The organism is Paenibacillus sp. PAMC21692, assembly GCF_014303795.1.
GTDB lineage: Bacteria > Bacillota > Bacilli > Paenibacillales > Paenibacillaceae > Pristimantibacillus > Pristimantibacillus agaridevorans.
Map to the genome: position 1 here is coordinate 6,629,028 of NZ_CP060293.1, position 16,876 is coordinate 6,645,903.

Here is a 16,876-nt window from a genome sequence, read left to right on the forward strand (position 1 = left end):
GACATCGAATCTTGCATTCAGCCGGGCCTTCCGGTGCTCACGTAGCTTCCACTACGCTCCGCTCCTCAGTCCCTAATCTTCTTGCAACCTTCTCGGTACTGAAAATCGAACTTTTTGAACACGCATTGCTACTCTTTCTCTCTAGTATATGGCAGGAATGTCCTCCTCTCGTGGATGATCGCCTTTAGCAGAAGCCCGAATTCCATAGAGAAAAGCGCCGCGACTGAACGTATCCGTTCCATTCGCGGCGCTTTATTATCATTCCGTTTCGCAGAAAGCTATTTGTTTTGCTTTGCTTCCAACGCGGCCTTCAGTTTATCCGCCAGGCTGTTGCCAAGCGGCGCGCTCTCGCTGTACTGCTCGACGAGCCGCTGCTGCTCCCGCTTGTTTATGCGGCTCCCGTCCTTGTCGCCAAGCATCTCAATGACGTTGCAAGGCTTACATTGCGCGTATTTGCCGGCCTTGCCGTCGTGAAGCTCCATCTTCTTGCGGCATTGCGGGCAGCGCTTGTTGAGCAAAACCGGCTCCGAATGTCTGCGGTAACCGCATTCCCGATCCGAACATGCCAGCGACTTGCCGCGTTTTCCTTTGATCTCGACCATCGGCTTGCCGCATTCGGGACAGAACGACCCCGTTGCGTTATGAGGCTTGTACTCCTTCGTCTCCCGCTTCACCTCCGCAACCCAGCTTGCGGCCTGCGTGCGGATTCCTGCCATAAACTTCGCGGGATCTCCCTTTCCCTTCGCGATCCGCTCCAGCTCGCTCTCCCATGCCGCCGTCAGCTCGGGACTGCGCAATTGCTCGACGACAAGCTCGATCAGTTGCTTGCCCTTAGCCGTAGGAGCCAACGTGCTGCGGATCCGTTCGATCGTGTCGGTGGAGAGCAGCTTCTCGATAATATCCGCGCGTGTCGCCGGCGTACCCAGCCCGTGCTTCTCCATATGGGTCAGCAAGGTCGCTTCCGTATACCGCGCAGGAGGAAGCGTGCGAAGCTCCTTGGCTGCAACGGTTTTAAGCGGCAGTGAACCGCCAACGGACAACGAAGGCAACGTTTGGGACGGCTGTCGATCGCGCGCGCTCCCGCCATCCCCTTCTTCGCTGTCATCGTCGTCTTGCAGCGGCTCGCTTCCGCCGGCGTATACTTCTTTCCAGCCAGCCGCCTTCTCTATACGGCCCTTCGCGTGGAAGGACATGCCTCCGGCTACGATCACAACGCCGGTCTCGTCGTAACGGTATGGCGGGTAGAACAGAGCTATGAACCTGCGCACGATAAGGTCGTAGAGTCGCCGTTCCTCGTTCGTAAGAGCGCCTAACTGCACGTACTGCTCTGTCGGAATGATGGCATGGTGGTCGCTGACCTTGCTGTCGTCCACGATCCGCTTGGTTACCTGCAGCGGAGCTCGCAGAAGTTTGCGCGCTAAAGCCGTGTACGGCCCGGTTGCGACGCTTTCAAGCCGTCCCTTGAGCGTTGCCGTCATATCGCTCGACAGATAACGGGAATCCGTCCGCGGGTACGTAACAAGCTTGTGCGTCTCGTACAGCCTTTGCAGAACGTTCGAAGTCTGCTTGGCCGAAAAGCCCAGCTTTCTGTTCGCGTCGCGCTGCAGCTCCGTCAAGTCGTAGGCCTGCGGATGCGGCTCGGAGCGCTCTGCGGTGCGCATTCTCTCCACCTTCGCCGTTCCAGCCTTCTTGGCCCGTTCGACAACGGCCTCCGCAGCTTCGCGCGTCCATAACCTTCCATCATGGGAATCGCTTTCGCGCCATTGTCCGCCAAAGCTGCCGAAGTTCGCCGATACGGTCCAATACGGCTTCGACTGGAATTCGGCAATTTCCCGTTCGCGCTCCATCATGATGGACAGCGTCGGCGTCTGAACCCGACCCGCGGCAAGCTGCGCGTTGTACTTGGTCGTCAATGCGCGCGTCATATTTAGGCCAATCAGCCAGTCCGCTTCGGCACGGCATACCGCCGACGCGTATAACGAGTTATAATCCTTGCCGGGCTTCAGAGCGGCGAAGCCGTCCTTAATCGCCTTGTCCGTCTGCGACGAAATCCACAGCCGCTTAAACGGTTTGCGCCAATGGACGAGCTCCATAATCCAGCGAGCCACCAACTCGCCTTCGCGCCCCGCGTCGGTAGCGATAATCAGTTCATTCAGATCGTTTCTTTTGCACAGATGCGCCACCGTCTTAAATTGATGGGATGTTTCTTTAATGACCTTCAGATTCATCTTATTCGGCAGCAGCGGCAAGTCCTCCAGATTCCATGTTCGGAACTTGACATCGTATTCTTCCGGCTCGGCCAGCGTAACCAGATGTCCAAGCGCCCATGTCACCACGTATTTCGGTCCCTCGAAGTATCCTTTCTGCTTCCCGCCGCAGCCGAGCACCCGCGCGATTTCTTTCGCTACGCTAGGTTTCTCGGCCAGCACCAACGATTTCATATGTCGCTTCCCCCATCTCTTACTATCATGGTGACAAGATACCACAAGGCACGCCGAAGACGCAACGAAAGTGCAGGAATATCGTTCTCGAGAGCCAATGTCGACAGCTGCCCCAGCCTTCTCCGCGAGCCGGATTGGAAGCCCCCTCTCGTGCTGTGCTATAGTATTCAACAGCTTCAACTCTACTTCTATTCATTTATCAGATTCGCAAAGGAGCCTGATCATTCATGAAAGCTCGCACTTTGTTTACGATTATCGTCTTTCTCGCGATCTATTCCGCCATTGCCGTCTATATCGGCTGGAACGGCTGGCTGCTCATGTCCGAGCTCACCGGCTGGAGCGCTTGGCCCGCTTACGCAATAGTCGTCGCATTGATCGCGTTCGCGTATATTATCGGACGGCTTGGTCAGTCCACGCCGCTGCGGTTTCTAGCCGAACCCGCCAAATTAATCGGCTCGTACTGGCTCGCCTTGCTGCAATACGGCCTGCTACTTCTGCCGATCACGGACGCAGCCGCTCTGGCGCTAAAGCTCGCGGGAGCGGACAGAAATGTCTATGTCGTCGGCGTAGGCAGCGTCGCCGCTCTACTGCTGCTGCTCATTCTGGCGGTAGGCACGCGCAACGCGTGGAGCCCCGTCATCAGGCGATTCGACATTGCCATCGAGAAAAGCGCCGGCGACAGAAGCCGATTAACCATCGCCGTCGCGTCCGATCTTCATCTTGGCTCTGTCATCGGTCATCGCCATCTTAATCGGCTGATCGCCAAAGTAAACGAGATTAAACCCGACATCATCCTTCTGCCGGGCGATGTGCTGGACGATGATCTGGAGCCGTTCGTGAGAAAAGGAATGGGAGCGACGTTTGGCAAGCTGAAGGCGCCGCTCGGCGTCTACGCCGTTACCGGCAATCACGAATACTTCGGAGGAAAGGTTCCGGAATATGTGAACGAGATGCGCAAAATCGGCGTACATGTCCTTATGGACGAAACGGTGGTCATCGAAGACAGCTTCGTCCTGATCGGCCGCAAAGACAAAGCTTCGGAAGGCCGCAGCCGGGAGCGACGCCGATCCATCGCCGAGCTGGTAGAGCCGCTGGATGCCGCCAAGCCGCTCATTCTGCTGGATCATCAGCCGCTGGAACTGCGCGAGGCCGAGGCAAGCGGCATCGATCTCAGCCTATCCGGCCATACCCATCGCGGCCAGATGTTTCCGAATCATCTCATCACGCGGAGAATGTTCGAGCTGGACTGGGGCTACAAGCGCAAGGGCAAGCTGCACGCGATCGTATCTTCGGGGTTCGGCTTCTGGGGGCCGCCTGTCCGAACGGGCAGCCGCTCGGAGGTGCTTCATATCGAGGTCAGCTTCTTATGAACATCGGCTCAGCACGGAGGCTGATTTCAATCATACGGCTCGTCCATTGTTAGTTCAAAGGAACCGCGGCGGGCAATCGCCGAGACCTCTTGCGGGAGACGGCTGTATATTATACATGAGAACCCTCTGCCGACAGGCGAGTACGTGATTTTCGGGATCTCTCCCGACTCCGCATCCATGTACAAGTACGAGGACGAAAGGTAGTCGATCGCAAGTGATCCATCAGTCATCCATAATCGCGGAAACACGATTGCTCGTCATATCCGACATACACGGACACAAGGATGGCTGCCAGAGACTGCTGGAGGCTGCCGCGTACGACCCGATCGTCGACACGTTAATGCTGTTAGGCGATTATATCGACGCGGATCAGCCCGCAAGCTGGAGCACGCTTGACTTTGTGCAGAAGCTTGTAGAAGGAGGCGCCAAGGCCATCCCGGGCAATCAGGAGCTAAAGCTAGCCTCGATGCTGAGGCGCAGAGGCTCAGCCTATCGCAGATATGCGAGTTGGATTGGGAGCTTGCCGCTGTACATTAAAGCGCCTCCCTATTTGTTCGTTCATGCTGGCGTAAGGCCCGGCCGTACGCTGCGATCTCAGACCGTAAGCGATTTGACGGAAATCCGCGAGGAATTTTATCTTCAGCCGGAGAGTAGGCTGCCAGGCAAATACCGTATCGTATTTGGCCATACGCCAACCTTTAAGCTGGGAGCTCCGTCAGGCCTGCCATGGGCGGATTCGAGAAGGATCGGCATCGATACGGGCGCGAAACACGGCTGTCGTCTGACGCTGCTCGACCTGTCCATGAGCATCGCTTATTCTTGCCAGACCTTTGGCGGATACGTCAGCGGCAGCGAGGTGCGGATGGAATCCGTAGCCTCGCTGCTCGCGTGAGAAAACCTCTATCGAGGCCTCTCGACGATGAGCGACCTCCAGCTTTGCAAAGCAAAGCCGCTTCGGAAGCATAAGGTAGGTTTTATCGCCAATAAGAAAGTCGTTTTCGAGAATCGAAAACTAACACTTTCTTATGTGGTAACAAAACCGGCCCGCCGCCACCCTCTAGGGGAAGCAGCGGACCGGTTTTCGTTGTCGGCATAACCTTTGTTCGGTTGCTTAAACCGCCGTTACGCGAGTCAAGCTGCGCATATAGCTGCCGCTTGCCAGCAAGAAGTACAGCGTCTGCATCACGATATAGGCGCCGATCACGACAAAGGAGTACAGCCAATTTGACGAACCCATCATATTGTCGAGCGATTTCATCGCGAACAGCGCGTGCACGATGCCGACAGCGCAAGGAACGTAGAACACGATCGCGATCTGGCTGACAACGATGCGCCGAATTTCCTTGCGCGTCATGCCGATGCGCGCCAGTCCCTTATATTGGGACTGATCCTCCTGCAGCTCCGTAAACAGCTTGAAGTAGATCATGCTGCCTGCCGCGATAAAGAACAATAAGCTAATGAACAGACCGATGAACAAGATCAGCGATGTCTCCGCCTTCATGTCGACAAAACGTTCGGAACGCGTGAAGTCCTTTTCGCCCCTCATCGTCTCGGGAACGAGCTCCGACAGCTTCGCGACAGTAGGCGCCGCCTTCTCCCAGTTTTTTAGCTCAATGCCATAGAAGACGCGCTGCTCCTCCTCCGGTATGCCGGAGATTAGATCTACGAAACTCAGGTCATCCATTACCATCGTATAGAAATTGGAATCAATCCAGTTGTTCGCGACGTTGACGTTCGCGGAATCCGCGACCGGCATCTCGAATCGTTTTCCATTCAATACGCCGACAGCCTTACCGGGGCCTAACGTCGTGCCGAAATTATCGGAATACAGCAAAGTCAACTTACCGCTTTCGACCTTAATGGCCGGTTCCCCTTGCTGCTTCGCAAGTTTGTTGTAATCCGTTGCGGATATGATGAAGAGGGATAAATCAGGTCTGGACTCCTCCCAGTTCTCCCATCCGATCTCCCGACTGGAGTTTTCAAAGGTGAGATGGTATTGTTCCAAAGCTAAACCGACCGTCTTCGTTTCTCTCGATATGGAGTAACCATCCGACTTCAAAATTTCGCGAAGCTGCTTCTGATCGATGACCTCCTGCGAATGGAGTCCTTTTTCAACGTAAGCAAGCGAATAAGGCGAGCTTTCCAGCATTTGCTCCCTGCTCTGAATCTGCATAATATAGACGGTTCCCATGGCGGTTAGAATAACGGCGCTCAGTATGGAGACGACGAACAGAATTCGCGCGTTGTCTCTGATCTTGTAGCCGAGCTGGGCAAAGATCAGCATGTTCGTGCGGCCATAGTAGATGCCCTTACGATTTTGAATCCATCCGATAAACAGGACGCTGAGCTGCGTAAACAGGAAGTAGGTGCCAACGACGACCGTCACGAGAATCGGCAGCGACAGCACGACGAACGAATTGGAGTCCATCATGTATGCCATTGCATATCCCGATAGCAGGCAAGCTGCGGCAAGCGTAACAAGCCAGCGCGAGTAGACGAGTTTGCCCTTCGGCTTTCTGGCCGCCTTAAGCATATCAATAATCTCCGTGCGGCCCATACGAACCACCGTCCAGAGCGAGATGGCAAGGAACAGGGCGAAGAACCCGCCGGCGGTTAACCATACGGCTTTCAGCGGAACGGCGAAGGCGATGCTCTCCTGCATATCCAGCAGCGCCCCCAGCGCCATAAAAAACAGCTTGCTGAACAATACGCCGAGCAGAATGCCCATGCCGATCGCGAATATCGCGATGACCATGTTTTCGTACACGACGAGCTTGCGCAATTGCTTCTTTGTCATGCCGAATAACGAGAATAGACCGAACTCCTGCTTTCTCGTCTTTAGAAACGCCGAATTGGAGTAGAGAATGAACATGAACGAGAAGATGATAATCAAGTACAGGCAGAACGTCATGCCGGAACGGACCTTGTCCGCTTGCAAAATATGTCCGCTTACTACATCGGGATGATAGATGAATGCCGCATAGATATAGAAGATCATGACCGAGAATACGCTGCTGAGGAAGAACGCTCCGTACGCTCTCCAATTGCCCTTTACATTGCTAAGCGCGAGCGAACGGAACGTCATCGAAATTCCCTCCCAACACGCTTAAAGCATCCAATATTTGCTGAAAGAACGCCTGACGGTTGCCGCCCTTGCGAATCTCGGAGAAAAGCTTGCCGTCTTTAATGAACACGATCCGCTCGCAATAGCTCGCGGAGAACGGATCATGCGTGACCATGAGCACCGTAGCCTTCAGCTTCTCATTCATCTCTTTCAGCGCATCCATAACATCCTTGGCCGACTTGGAATCGAGATTCCCCGTCAGCTCGTCCGCCAGCACGAGCGAAGGCTGATGAATGATGGCCCGCGCGATAGCCGCGCGCTGTTTCTGTCCGCCGGACACCTCGTAGGTGCGCTTGTTCAGAATGGCGGAGATGCCCAACATTTCCGCGATCGGGGATAATCGCTGCAAGATCGACGCCGGCCTCATGCCTTCCAGCACTAGCGGCAATATAATATTTTCCTGAATGGACAACGTATCCAGCAGATTGAAGTCCTGGAACACGAAACCGAGCTCCCGGCGGCGGAACAGCGCCAGCTTGTTCTCCATGAGCTTTACGGGATTGACGCCGTTAATCTCGATTGTTCCCGAAGTAGGACGGTCGATCGTCGCAAGCAGATTCAATAGCGTCGTCTTGCCGCTCCCCGACGGTCCCATAACGCCTACGAACTCCCCTGCTTCTACCTGGAGGTCGATATCCTCCAATGCCTTGTATACGACATTGCCTTTGCTGCTATATATTTTGCCAAGACCCTGCGCTCTTAGTACGCTCATCGCTTTCTTGCTCCTCCTCTAATGCCTCTTATTGATTTCCATACCGTTAGTATAGACCCATACCGGAGGAGCAACCCATCGATTTGCCTTTCAAAATAGTCCCCGCAACCTTACAGTGTTGTCACGTTCGAACTCGCCGCATGGTCTCCTTACGCCATCACGTGAATGCCAGCCGGCCGGAAAGTCAATATGACCGTCGTACCCAATCCCAGCTCCGATTGAATCTTTACTCCATGGCCGAGTTTATCAAGCACCTTCTTCGTCAAATAAAGCCCCATCCCCGTCGAATCGCCCGTCGTCCGTCCGTTCTCTCCGGTAAAGAAGGCGTCGAAAACGCGACTGATATCCTGCGGCGCGATGCCAATGCCCTCGTCGGCTATGGCTAGCTCAGCCTTGCCATTATCCAGCTCGCGCAGACGGAAGGCAAGCGTCATCGAGCCCGGCTTATGTTTGCTGTATTTAATAGAGTTGCTCACCAGCTGCTGAAGAACAAAAGCCATCCACTTCTCGTCGGATTCCACCCATAGTTCTCCCTCTACCTTGGGATAGATGGAGTGGCGGATGAGCAGCCGCTTGTGATTATTTATCGTCGTCCGTACAAGCTCATGCAGCGGCAGCCTTCGAATATGCGTATCCAGCTCGAACTTGTCCAGCCTGGCCGTATGCAGCATCATCTCCAGCCCTCGCGTCAGCCGCTCCGTCTCCTCCAGCACGCTGGCTGCCATCGCCCTCTGCTCCTCCTCCGTGCTCCAGCCCCGCTCTGCTCCTTCTTGCATGTGCAAGTGAATCACGGAGAGGGGAGTCTTCATATGGTGCACCCATTGGAGGGAAAAATGGTTATGCAGCTCCTGGCTGCGACGGTGCCGGCTAAGCTCGCCAAGGAATGCGCGGTGCTGCTCCTGCAGCAGCTCCATGACAAGTCTCTGTTCGCCCGTGACGCCGGCCGTTACGATCGCGCTGGCCTGCAAATCGTTCGTACGCGCAAGTGCTTCCTTCACTTGCTTAAGGAAGTATCTTTGACGGTAGTAATCCGCCGCGAGCCAGGCAATAAGCGCGACGAGGGCCAATAATAAAAAATAATAGACGGTCCCAGGCTCCACCATGCCGGGATATCGTGCCATCTCCAGCATCAACAAAGATACGGCGAGCAGGACAATGACGATTATACATACGATATAGAGCAGCCTGTCCTTTAAGAACACCCACAGCATATTTCCTTCGCGTCCGGTAACGTAAGTATCGGAGGATGCTCCGTCATGCCTCATGCCCGTCATCCTCCAGTTGTTCCATCGACAGCTTGTAGCCTTGCCCCCGAACCGTCTCGATGAACTTCGGCAGCCCCAGCTCCTCCAGCTTCTTGCGAAGGCGGGTGACGTTTACGGTCAATGTGTTGTCGTCGACGAACTGCACGTCATCCCATAACGCTTCCAGCAGTTGCTCCCGCGGAATAATATGTCCCGGCTTGCCCAAAAGGCATTCCGCCAGCAGGCACTCGTTTTTCGTCAGTTCGACGCGTTTCTTTCTCCACTCCAGCTCGTTGCGGCTGGGATACAGCTTCAATCCTCCCGCCGAAAGCCCTGCTACGCCGGATACCGCGATGCCGGCATTGACGCCCAATGCCGCTTCGCTTTGAAAGGGACCTGCGTGCTGCTGCGTTGGCGTCGCGTATTCCCCGTAAACCCGCCTGAGCGCGCCTCTCACCTTTGCCATCAACAGTTCCAGCGCGATCGGCTTCGTAATGTAATCGTCGCCTCCGTTCTCGATCGCCATCACCTGATCCATCTCTCCCGCCCGTGCGGAGATAAAGATGATCGGCACGCTGGAGCGCGTCCGAATTTGCCTGCACCAATAATAACCGTCGAAGTACGGCAAGTTAATGTCAAGCAATACAAGCTGGGGACCAAATGCCTCAAGTTGCGGCAGCAGGTCCCTGAAGTCCGTCGCGGCTGAGGCTTCGTAGCCGTATTGCTCCATTCTGCCCCTTAGAATAGCGGCAATCTTTACGTCATCCTCCACGATAAATATTTTGTACACGGCATCCCGGCCTCCTTGCCTCATTATTCGCTCTCCCGTCAGAGGTCAAGCTCCACCATGGTCTGCGCCCGCGCCGGATAGTCCGTAATAATGCCGTCGATCCGATATTTGAGCACTTCCTTCATATTGCGGCTGCTGTTGACCGTCCATACCCACACCTCGCGGCCATGACGATGCGCCTCGTCGACCAGCTTGTCGGTCAACATGACCTGCTCGATCGTATAGAAGTCAACATCCAGAGTCGTTAAATCTCCTAACGCGAAGTAAAGAATCTGCCCGATGCGGATGTCGGGGTTCAGCGCGCGGATGAGCGACAACGACTTGCTATCGAACGACTGGATGTAGACGTCCTCCTCCATCTCGAACGCGGTCACCAGCGCCACAACCTCGCGGACTAGCGATTCTCCGTCCCCGTATGGCTTAAGGTCCAGCAGCACTTTGATGTTTCCCTTGGCTTCCGCCAGCACCTCCGAGAGCAGCGGGATCCTCACAATCTCGATCTCGCCCTGCTTCTCTTCTCCGGCCTCCTCGCCTTCCGCGAGCTCCGGCGGAATTTCGTAGGTGCCGATGGTCAGCTTGGACAGTTCATCGTACGTAAGCTCGCTGACCCGCTTTTTGAGGCCCGCCATGCGAAGCAACTGATAGTCGTGATGCAGCACGACCGTTCCGTCCGCAGTCAGTTGAACGTCCAGTTCCACCGACTGGTAGCCCTTTTGAATCGCGGTGCGGACGGATTGCAAAGAATTTTCCGGCGCCGATTCGAAGTCGCCGCGATGCGCGGACACGAGGACGTTCCACTTCGCATAGACGAGACTGTCGTTCGCCTTGTAGCTGACGAGCAGCGCAAGGCAAAGATAGACAAGAGCCAGCGATGCATACACAATCCGCTTCCGCTTTACCCTGGACAGCAGCTTCGTAATACGCCGCTCCAGCCTTCCTAACAGCAAGCTGCGCGACATCTGCAGCCGATCCTCCACATCTATGCCGAAGCGCAGACCATATTCGTAATAGAGCCTTGTCAGATAGATCAGGTTAAACGGCATCACCAGCAGTGTCAGCATATAAGCAAGCAGCGTCGACAGCGTCAGCGTATAGTGGTCCGTAAACAGTTTAAGCACATTATTGTCCAGCCATGCAGGCAAATAAGATACCGTTGTAATCAGCACGAAGCCGATGCCGAGCACGAGCCCGTTGAACACGAACAGGGCGAAAAACAAATGGAGACGCTTGCCCTTCGTCATCGCCGAACTGCTGCGGATCGCCTCGGTAATGCTCTGACCTTCCAGCACGATAAAGTGCAGGACGAATATCCAGCGCAGCACAATGTACAATGTAACCGCCACGATCAGAATATAGATGGCAATCATCAGCTGCGATCCGTTAAACACTCGCGTATTCAGAAAGATCGGTACATTAAACAGCCGGTAAAACGCTTCCGATAACGGCGAATCGACGAACGGGATAAGGACCAGCAGCAAGAAGAGAAGCTGGACCAGACCGAAGCCGAACAACCTCGGCGTTCTGCGCAGCGTCGTCCAGAGCGAATCCGCGATAAGCACGTTTTGGCCAAAATAATGCTTCTGGGCAATCGTAATGACGACGCCCAGCTCGATAAACAGCACGAACGAAGCGATCACTCCGATCGCAAGCAGGCCGGCAACGCCTTCGTAGCTGTATCCCAGCCTGTAGATGTCGTTATTAAGCAACGATCCGGTGCCGACCACCCACATCACTTTGTTGAATATATAATTAAGCAGCGGAAGAATCGCGAAGCTTGTCAGCAGCATAAACAAATATTCGAAGACAAGCAACTTCTTGTAGATAAGGCGGAAATCGCGAATGCTCCTGCCAAGCGGTGTAATCATCGGCATTCATCCTGTTCTGAAGTAGAGTCTCCTATTATTATACGCTTACAAAGGTTGTTCAAAAAAGTCCAATTTTGAATCCTTAATAACAACAAACCTCCCTCGCCGCCCGGGAGGAACAACCCGGGACAGCTGGGAGGCTGGGGCGAAAAGTCCGCCAATCAATCTTGAGCTCCGATGCTTAGCACTCGCCTTCGGCAGCCGGCTTGCCCGCGTCCTTCGCCGTGCGGAAGCTGGAGCCGCAGCCGCATGTAACGCTGGCGTTCGGATTATCCATTGTAAAGCCGCCGCCCATGGCGGACTCTTGGAAATCGATGACGAGACCGTTCAAATATTTGATGCTGTCCGAATCTACGACCACCGGAATACCGCTCGACTCCAGCTTGTGATCGCCGTCGTTCACTTCATCGTCGAAGCCCATGCCGTACGAGAAACCGCTGCAGCCGCCCTCCTTGACACCGACGCGCAGGGACAATCCCGGCGTAGCTTCCTGCTCCAGCATTTCTTTTATTTTCTCAGATGCAAGCTCACTGATTGTGATCATGCTTCATCCCTCCATTCACTTACTTATCCATAGTATACTCCAGCGGGACGCGATGCTCAAGACGCAACGCGTTTTCCTGGCCTCTAATAGACGCTGGACGAGCCTCCTAGACAACTCCCATACTTTTTTAGGTTGCCCCTGCTACGTGTGAGGTTTATAATGGTTACAGAAAATCGAATGATTTTTTTTTCGAAATGAAACGCGCTGCGCCGCCCAATTACGGCATGGCCGTTTCATCTTGTGTTATTTTTTTCACAAACCAATAATAACAGTAACTATCGTGAATCCCAAGCCTTATGCGGATGGACCGCATAATCGGGCACGGGATCAAGGAGGCGTCGCCATGAACGTAATCGTACCTACGCAAGAGAAACAAATGATGTCTATTGTCGACAAAGTGCGTCATGGAGAGCGCTTGTCGCTTGAAGACGGCGTTTTCTTATATCAATCGGATGATCTGCTTACAATCGGACAACTTGCCAACGAGGTTGCGATTCGCAAGAACGGGAAAAAGGTATATTTTATCGAGAACATGAGCCTCTACTTCACCAACGTATGCGAAGCGCATTGCGCGTTCTGCAACTTCCGCAAGGACGAAGGAGATCCGGGAGCTTATACGCTTAGCGGCGAGGAAATGATCGCCTATGTGGAGCAGCACTTCCACCCGGGCGTGCGCGAATTCCATATCGTTGGCGGCCATAACACGCATGTGCCTTTCCAATATTATGTGGATTCGCTCAAGGCGCTTAAGGCTCGTTTCCCGGAAGTTACGCTGAAGGCATATACGGCTGCCGAGATCGACTTCTTCTCGCGGATCAGCGGCTTGTCTTACAAGGAGGTCCTGCAGGAGCTAATGAAGGCGGGACTGGAGTCGCTGACAGGCGGCGGCGCAGAGATTCTGTCCGATCATTATCGCAAGAAGATGCGCGTGGACAAAGCGGATGTATCGCAGTACCTCGACGTCCATCGCACGGCGCATAACCTCGGACTGCGCACTCACACGACCATGTTGTACGGATCCATCGAGTCGAAGGAAGACCGAGTCCGCCATCTTATCCATCTGCGCGAGCTGCAAGACGAGACGAACGGCTTCCTCGTGTTCATCCCGCTCTCGATGCAGCCAATCAATCCAAAAGCAGGCATTCGCCGCCGTAATTCGGCGTTCGAGGATCTTAAGACGATTGCGATCAGCCGTTTGATGCTGGACAACTTCCAGCATATCAAAGCTTATTTTATCAACATCGGCGTTCAGTTGACCCAGGTTGCTCTTACGATGGGCGCTTCCGATGCGCATGGCACGATCGTAAAGGAGAAGATCAGCCACGCTGCCGGTGCTCTGACACCCGAAGGCATTACACGCGAGGATCTGATCTGGTTAATCAAGGGAGCGGGTCGCATCCCGGTCGAACGTGACACTTTCTACAACGAAATCAAGATTTATGAATGAGTAATCCCTATCTCTCAGGCGCAACCTACTATCACACATCACGAACTCTTGGAGTTGGAAAACGAAATGAGAAATGTAGTTATATTAGGCGGCGGCTATGGCGGCGCTGCTATCGTGAACGAATTGATTGAACATGGGCTGCCGCATGACGTTTTCATTACGCTTGTGGATCGAATGCCATTCCAGGGATTGAAGACGGAATATTACGCGCTTGCGGCAGGAACGGTCTCGGATCTCGAGCTGCGCGTGAAATTCCCGGTCGACTCCAGGGTCCAATACGCTTACGGCGAGATTACGGATATCGACATGGAGAACGAACTTGTTTACGTGGAAGGCCATGAGCCTCTTTCCTATGACTGGCTCGTCATCGGTCTCGGATGCACGGACAAATATCACGGCATCGAAGGCGCCGAGGAGTTCTCGACAAGCATCCAGACATTTTCGGCATGCAGGAAAACTTATGCGCAATTAAATGATGTTAAGCCCTATGGGCAAGTGACGATTGTCGGAGGCGGATTAAGCGGAGTGGAAGTTGCTGCCGAGCTGCGCGAGAGCCGGCCCGATCTTAACATTCGCATTCTGGATCGCGGACCAAAGGTGTTGTCGGCATTCCCCGGCAGATTGCAGAACTTCGTCGCCGACTGGTTTATGGAGCACGGAGTCGAGATGCGCGGCCATGTGGGGCTGACCCGTCTCGAACAAGGCATCCTTTACGACGCCAATTCAACGGGGCCCATCTATACGGATGTTACCGTATGGACGGCAGGCATTCAGCCAGTGGAGCTTGTACAGCGCATGGACTTGCCTAAGGACAATCAGGGTAGGCTAATTCTGAATCCTTATCACCAACTGCCCGATCATAACAATGTGTACGTCGTAGGCGACTGTGCGGCGCTGCCGCTCTCTCCGAGCGGTCAAGCCGCCGGCGCTCAGGGCAAGCAGATCGCGGAGGTGCTGCACGCGATCTGGCACGACAAGACGCCGCGGCTTGGCAAGATTAAGCTGAAGGGCGTTCTTGGCTCGCTCGGCAAGAAAAGCGGCTTCGGCATTATGGGCGGCACGCCGATTCTTGGCCGCGTCCCCCGTCTTGTCAAGAGCGGCGTGCTCTGGCGTTCCAAGCGCCATCTTGGTTAATCGAGGTCGTCCAGCAGCTTGTCCAGCGCTTCGCGATCGGCTTGCTGCTGCTTGAGCGACTCGATTATCGCCTCGTATAATTGATCCACTTCGTCGACGGCTACGATTGTTCCGTCCACCAGCGCGTAAGGACTAAGATAACATTCGCCGCAATTGCCCAGACAGCCATATTCGGTCGTTTCATAATCGTCGTCTTCTTCGAAACGGCGCATAACCTCGTCCGTGCCATGGTGCATATTGCTGGCGCAAAATTCAATTAACGGTTTTATCATCGGTATCACCTGACTTTTAGGAGTGCGGATTGCGAACCATTTTCATTTGTTTCGCTTTGTACTATAATAGGGTAGAAAGGAGTGATTTGCAATGAGTGAACAAGTTCAAGAAACAATGTACGACGAAGTGCTGGACGTACTGGATAAACTTCGCCCCTTCCTGCAACGCGACGGAGGCGACGTAGAATTGGTCGACGTGGAGGACGGTATCGTAAAGCTCCGCCTGATGGGCGCTTGCGGCAGCTGCCCTAGCTCGACGATTACGCTTAAGGCCGGTATCGAACGCGCTTTGCTGGAAGAAGTAGACGGCGTCGTAGAAGTCGTTCAAGTATTCTAAGACGCAAAGAGTCTTATCCCCGGGGTATTGCCCTTGGCGGATAAGACTCTTTTTTTCGTTACTAACAAGAATTCACAGATCCTTAATATTCGCCCGGATCGGATCGAAGCCGCCCGTGACGTCTATGACGTTGCCCGTCAGGAAGCTCGACTTGCGCTCGCAGAGGAACAAAATGACGCGCGCGACGTCTTCGCCCGTGCCCGGTCGTCCCAGAGGCGATTCCGGATCATGTTCGGTCTCCGCTTCCTCGATGGAACGCTCCTTGTTGACGCCGCGAATATCGCCGGGGCCAATCAAGTTTACGGTAATGCCGAATGGAGCTTCCTCCACCGCAAGCGACTTCGTAAACGATACCAGACCGGTCTTCGCCGCCGCATATACCGCGCGATGCGGCCATGCCCGCGCTTCGTTGGCATGGCCGAAGCCGAAGTGTACGATACGTCCCCATCTTTGCTTCCGCATATGAGGAAGGAGACGATGATCCAGCAGCATGACGCTCAGCAGATTGCCGTGCAGCAATCGAATGATCGTCTCTTCGTCGTAATCGCTAAAGAGCCTGCGCTTGCGTACGAACGGGCCCGCGTTGTTGACGAGAATATCGACGCCTCCCGCCCAAGCCTCCGCTTCGTCCGCCAGCTTGTTCGCGCCTTCGATCGTAGCGATATCCGCCTGTACGGTAATGGCTCGACGCCCCATCTTCTCGATCAATCGTTTCACTTCCAGAGCTTCCTGTTCGGATTCCAAATAATTGATGATGACATCGCAGCCTTGCCCGGCAAGCTCAAGCGCCGTTCGTTTCCCCAAACCTTTGGCGCTGCCGGTCACGAGCGCCGTTTTGCCTTTCAGCTCCACGCATATTCACCCTCTCCCGGGATTATAAGCTCTTGCTCTTGAGCAGCGAATTGCCATAGCGGAAGGTCAGCCGTAACGATTCGATGACCATATGCAAACATACAGCCAGATCATCGCCTTGCTGACCGAGATTCTCCAGCTTGATCTCCTCGCCATACATGCGTTGACTTTGGATGAGATCGTCGTGCATCTCCGAATTCATATAATGAATTTCCGTATTGCGCCGCTTGCGCAGCCGATTAGTCGCATCTTTGGTTTGTTCTTTAACCTCGTTCAGCTTCCAGGTCAGCTTCGGGTGCGCGTTGCGTTCCCTCATATGCCGTAGAACAGTGAAGTAGGAGAAATGCGGCTTGATACGTTCCGTCTTCATCTCAAGCAATTCATTGAGCAGCGTGCCCAGCTTGTCCAGAAGCGAGAAGACGCGAATGAAAGCATTTTTGTCGAAATAGACATATCGATCGTAATTCAACCGTTCCTCGGGCGACATTTCCTTGACCGAATCGGAGCTGATCCTATTCTTGAGTACGCTGGCCGCGTATTGGCTCTGTTCCAGCTCCGCAAGCGAGGATCGCAGCCCTCTCGCCCATATCTCCAGCTTGCGCAGCCTCTCGCCATTACCAGCTCCCGACTTAATGCGCGAAGAAGCAAGAGAGGCGAACTCCTCCAGCAGCTCGTACGTCTCCCGCAAGCCTCCTGCCGGCTCTCTCTCCGTCTCGCCGAACATAAATCGAAGCATGTCGCTCG

General features: G+C 54.4%; 15 protein-coding genes. 5 read left to right on the forward strand and 10 right to left on the reverse strand.

The features are described 5' to 3' along the window. Window positions 1-278 precede the first annotated feature (278 nt). Entirely contained in the window at window positions 279-2,441 is a 2,163-nt protein-coding gene (locus H7F31_RS26935; RefSeq protein ID WP_187101315.1) for a DNA topoisomerase III, read from the reverse strand. A gap of 227 nt (window positions 2,442-2,668) precedes the next feature. Between H7F31_RS26935 and H7F31_RS26940 the strand changes: the two genes are divergently transcribed. Together H7F31_RS26940 and H7F31_RS26945 are read left to right on the forward strand one after the other, a co-directional pair. Continuing rightward, window positions 2,669-3,811 carry a metallophosphoesterase gene (locus H7F31_RS26940; protein WP_187101316.1) on the forward strand — a complete coding sequence of 381 codons (1,143 nt, stop codon included), beginning with the start codon at window positions 2,669-2,671 and terminating at the stop codon, window positions 3,809-3,811. Between the two features lie 214 nt (window positions 3,812-4,025). Next, window positions 4,026-4,703 (forward strand): metallophosphoesterase, encoded by a 678-nt coding sequence (locus H7F31_RS26945; RefSeq protein WP_187101317.1) that lies wholly within the window; start codon window positions 4,026-4,028, stop codon window positions 4,701-4,703. Window positions 4,704-4,922: 219 nt separating this feature from the next. Here H7F31_RS26945 and H7F31_RS26950 read toward each other — a convergent pair whose 3' ends face one another. The 6 genes from H7F31_RS26950 to erpA form a co-directional block, all read right to left on the reverse strand. Next, window positions 4,923-6,896, reverse strand: a complete 1,974-nt coding sequence (locus H7F31_RS26950; protein WP_187101318.1) for an ABC transporter permease — start codon at window positions 6,894-6,896, stop codon at window positions 4,923-4,925. Continuing rightward, window positions 6,871-7,647 carry an ABC transporter ATP-binding protein gene (locus tag H7F31_RS26955; RefSeq protein WP_187101319.1) on the reverse strand — a complete coding sequence of 259 codons (777 nt, stop codon included), beginning with the start codon at window positions 7,645-7,647 and terminating at the stop codon, window positions 6,871-6,873. The genes H7F31_RS26950 and H7F31_RS26955 overlap by 26 nt, the downstream gene beginning before the upstream one ends. 149 nt (window positions 7,648-7,796) lie before the next feature. After that, complete coding sequence (locus H7F31_RS26960; protein WP_261800147.1) at window positions 7,797-8,912, reverse strand: sensor histidine kinase; 1,116 nt, start codon at window positions 8,910-8,912, stop codon at window positions 7,797-7,799. Continuing rightward, the gene (locus tag H7F31_RS26965) at window positions 8,902-9,681 is read right to left on the reverse strand and encodes a response regulator transcription factor (RefSeq protein WP_187101320.1); all 780 of its coding nucleotides are present in this window, start codon (window positions 9,679-9,681) and stop codon (window positions 8,902-8,904) included. The genes H7F31_RS26960 and H7F31_RS26965 overlap by 11 nt, the downstream gene beginning before the upstream one ends. Before the next feature lie 38 nt (window positions 9,682-9,719). Then, window positions 9,720-11,546 carry a glycerophosphoryl diester phosphodiesterase membrane domain-containing protein gene (locus H7F31_RS26970; protein WP_187101321.1) on the reverse strand — a complete coding sequence of 609 codons (1,827 nt, stop codon included), beginning with the start codon at window positions 11,544-11,546 and terminating at the stop codon, window positions 9,720-9,722. A 181-nt stretch (window positions 11,547-11,727) separates the two neighbouring features. Continuing rightward, on the reverse strand, window positions 11,728-12,090 hold the full coding sequence (erpA, locus tag H7F31_RS26975; protein ID WP_087570552.1) for an iron-sulfur cluster insertion protein ErpA: 363 nt from the start codon (window positions 12,088-12,090) through the stop codon (window positions 11,728-11,730). A gap of 343 nt (window positions 12,091-12,433) precedes the next feature. Between erpA and mqnE the strand changes: the two genes are divergently transcribed. After that, on the forward strand, window positions 12,434-13,537 hold the full coding sequence (gene mqnE, locus H7F31_RS26980; RefSeq protein ID WP_087570551.1) for an aminofutalosine synthase MqnE: 1,104 nt from the start codon (window positions 12,434-12,436) through the stop codon (window positions 13,535-13,537). A 66-nt stretch (window positions 13,538-13,603) separates the two neighbouring features. Continuing rightward, a complete protein-coding gene (locus tag H7F31_RS26985; RefSeq protein WP_087570550.1) occupies window positions 13,604-14,671 on the forward strand; it encodes an NAD(P)/FAD-dependent oxidoreductase in 1,068 nt (355 codons plus the stop codon). Here the strand turns inward: H7F31_RS26985 and H7F31_RS26990 are convergent. Beyond that, a complete protein-coding gene (locus tag H7F31_RS26990) occupies window positions 14,668-14,943 on the reverse strand; it encodes a YuzB family protein (RefSeq protein ID WP_187101322.1) in 276 nt (91 codons plus the stop codon). The two genes, H7F31_RS26985 and H7F31_RS26990, sit on opposite strands and share 4 nt — an antisense overlap. A gap of 91 nt (window positions 14,944-15,034) precedes the next feature. Here H7F31_RS26990 and H7F31_RS26995 point away from each other — a divergent pair, with 91 nt between their 5' ends. Beyond that, window positions 15,035-15,280 carry a NifU family protein gene (locus H7F31_RS26995; RefSeq protein WP_087570549.1) on the forward strand — a complete coding sequence of 82 codons (246 nt, stop codon included), beginning with the start codon at window positions 15,035-15,037 and terminating at the stop codon, window positions 15,278-15,280. A gap of 72 nt (window positions 15,281-15,352) precedes the next feature. Here H7F31_RS26995 and H7F31_RS27000 read toward each other — a convergent pair whose 3' ends face one another. Both H7F31_RS27000 and H7F31_RS27005 read right to left on the reverse strand, forming a co-directional pair. Then, window positions 15,353-16,126: an SDR family oxidoreductase gene (locus H7F31_RS27000; protein ID WP_187105558.1), complete on the reverse strand. Its 774-nt coding sequence runs from the start codon at window positions 16,124-16,126 to the stop codon at window positions 15,353-15,355. Between the two features lie 28 nt (window positions 16,127-16,154). Then, window positions 16,155-16,868, reverse strand: coding sequence for a Cthe_2314 family HEPN domain-containing protein (locus tag H7F31_RS27005; protein ID WP_087570548.1), 714 nt, complete (start codon window positions 16,866-16,868; stop codon window positions 16,155-16,157). Window positions 16,869-16,876: the final 8 nt, after the last annotated feature.

Bases quoted from the DNA above. Each gene is read 5' to 3' on its own strand.
- H7F31_RS26990 (WP_187101322.1), bottom strand. From the start codon at position 14,943: ATGATAAAACCGTTAATTGAATTTTGCGCCAGCAATATGCACCATGGC.
- H7F31_RS26985 (WP_087570550.1), top strand. From the start codon at position 13,604: ATGAGAAATGTAGTTATATTAGGCGGCGGCTATGGCGGCGCTGCTATC.
- H7F31_RS26995 (WP_087570549.1), top strand. From the start codon at position 15,035: ATGAGTGAACAAGTTCAAGAAACAATGTACGACGAAGTGCTGGACGTA.
- H7F31_RS26960 (WP_261800147.1), bottom strand. From the start codon at position 8,912: ATGAGGCATGACGGAGCATCCTCCGATACTTACGTTACCGGACGCGAA.
- H7F31_RS26935 (WP_187101315.1), bottom strand. From the start codon at position 2,441: ATGAAATCGTTGGTGCTGGCCGAGAAACCTAGCGTAGCGAAAGAAATC.
- H7F31_RS26940 (WP_187101316.1), top strand. From the start codon at position 2,669: ATGAAAGCTCGCACTTTGTTTACGATTATCGTCTTTCTCGCGATCTAT.
- H7F31_RS27005 (WP_087570548.1), bottom strand. From the start codon at position 16,868: ATGCTTCGATTTATGTTCGGCGAGACGGAGAGAGAGCCGGCAGGAGGC.
- H7F31_RS26955 (WP_187101319.1), bottom strand. From the start codon at position 7,647: ATGAGCGTACTAAGAGCGCAGGGTCTTGGCAAAATATATAGCAGCAAA.
- H7F31_RS26970 (WP_187101321.1), bottom strand. From the start codon at position 11,546: ATGATTACACCGCTTGGCAGGAGCATTCGCGATTTCCGCCTTATCTAC.
- mqnE (WP_087570551.1), top strand. From the start codon at position 12,434: ATGAACGTAATCGTACCTACGCAAGAGAAACAAATGATGTCTATTGTC.
- H7F31_RS26950 (WP_187101318.1), bottom strand. From the start codon at position 6,896: ATGACGTTCCGTTCGCTCGCGCTTAGCAATGTAAAGGGCAATTGGAGA.
- erpA (WP_087570552.1), bottom strand. From the start codon at position 12,090: ATGATCACAATCAGTGAGCTTGCATCTGAGAAAATAAAAGAAATGCTG.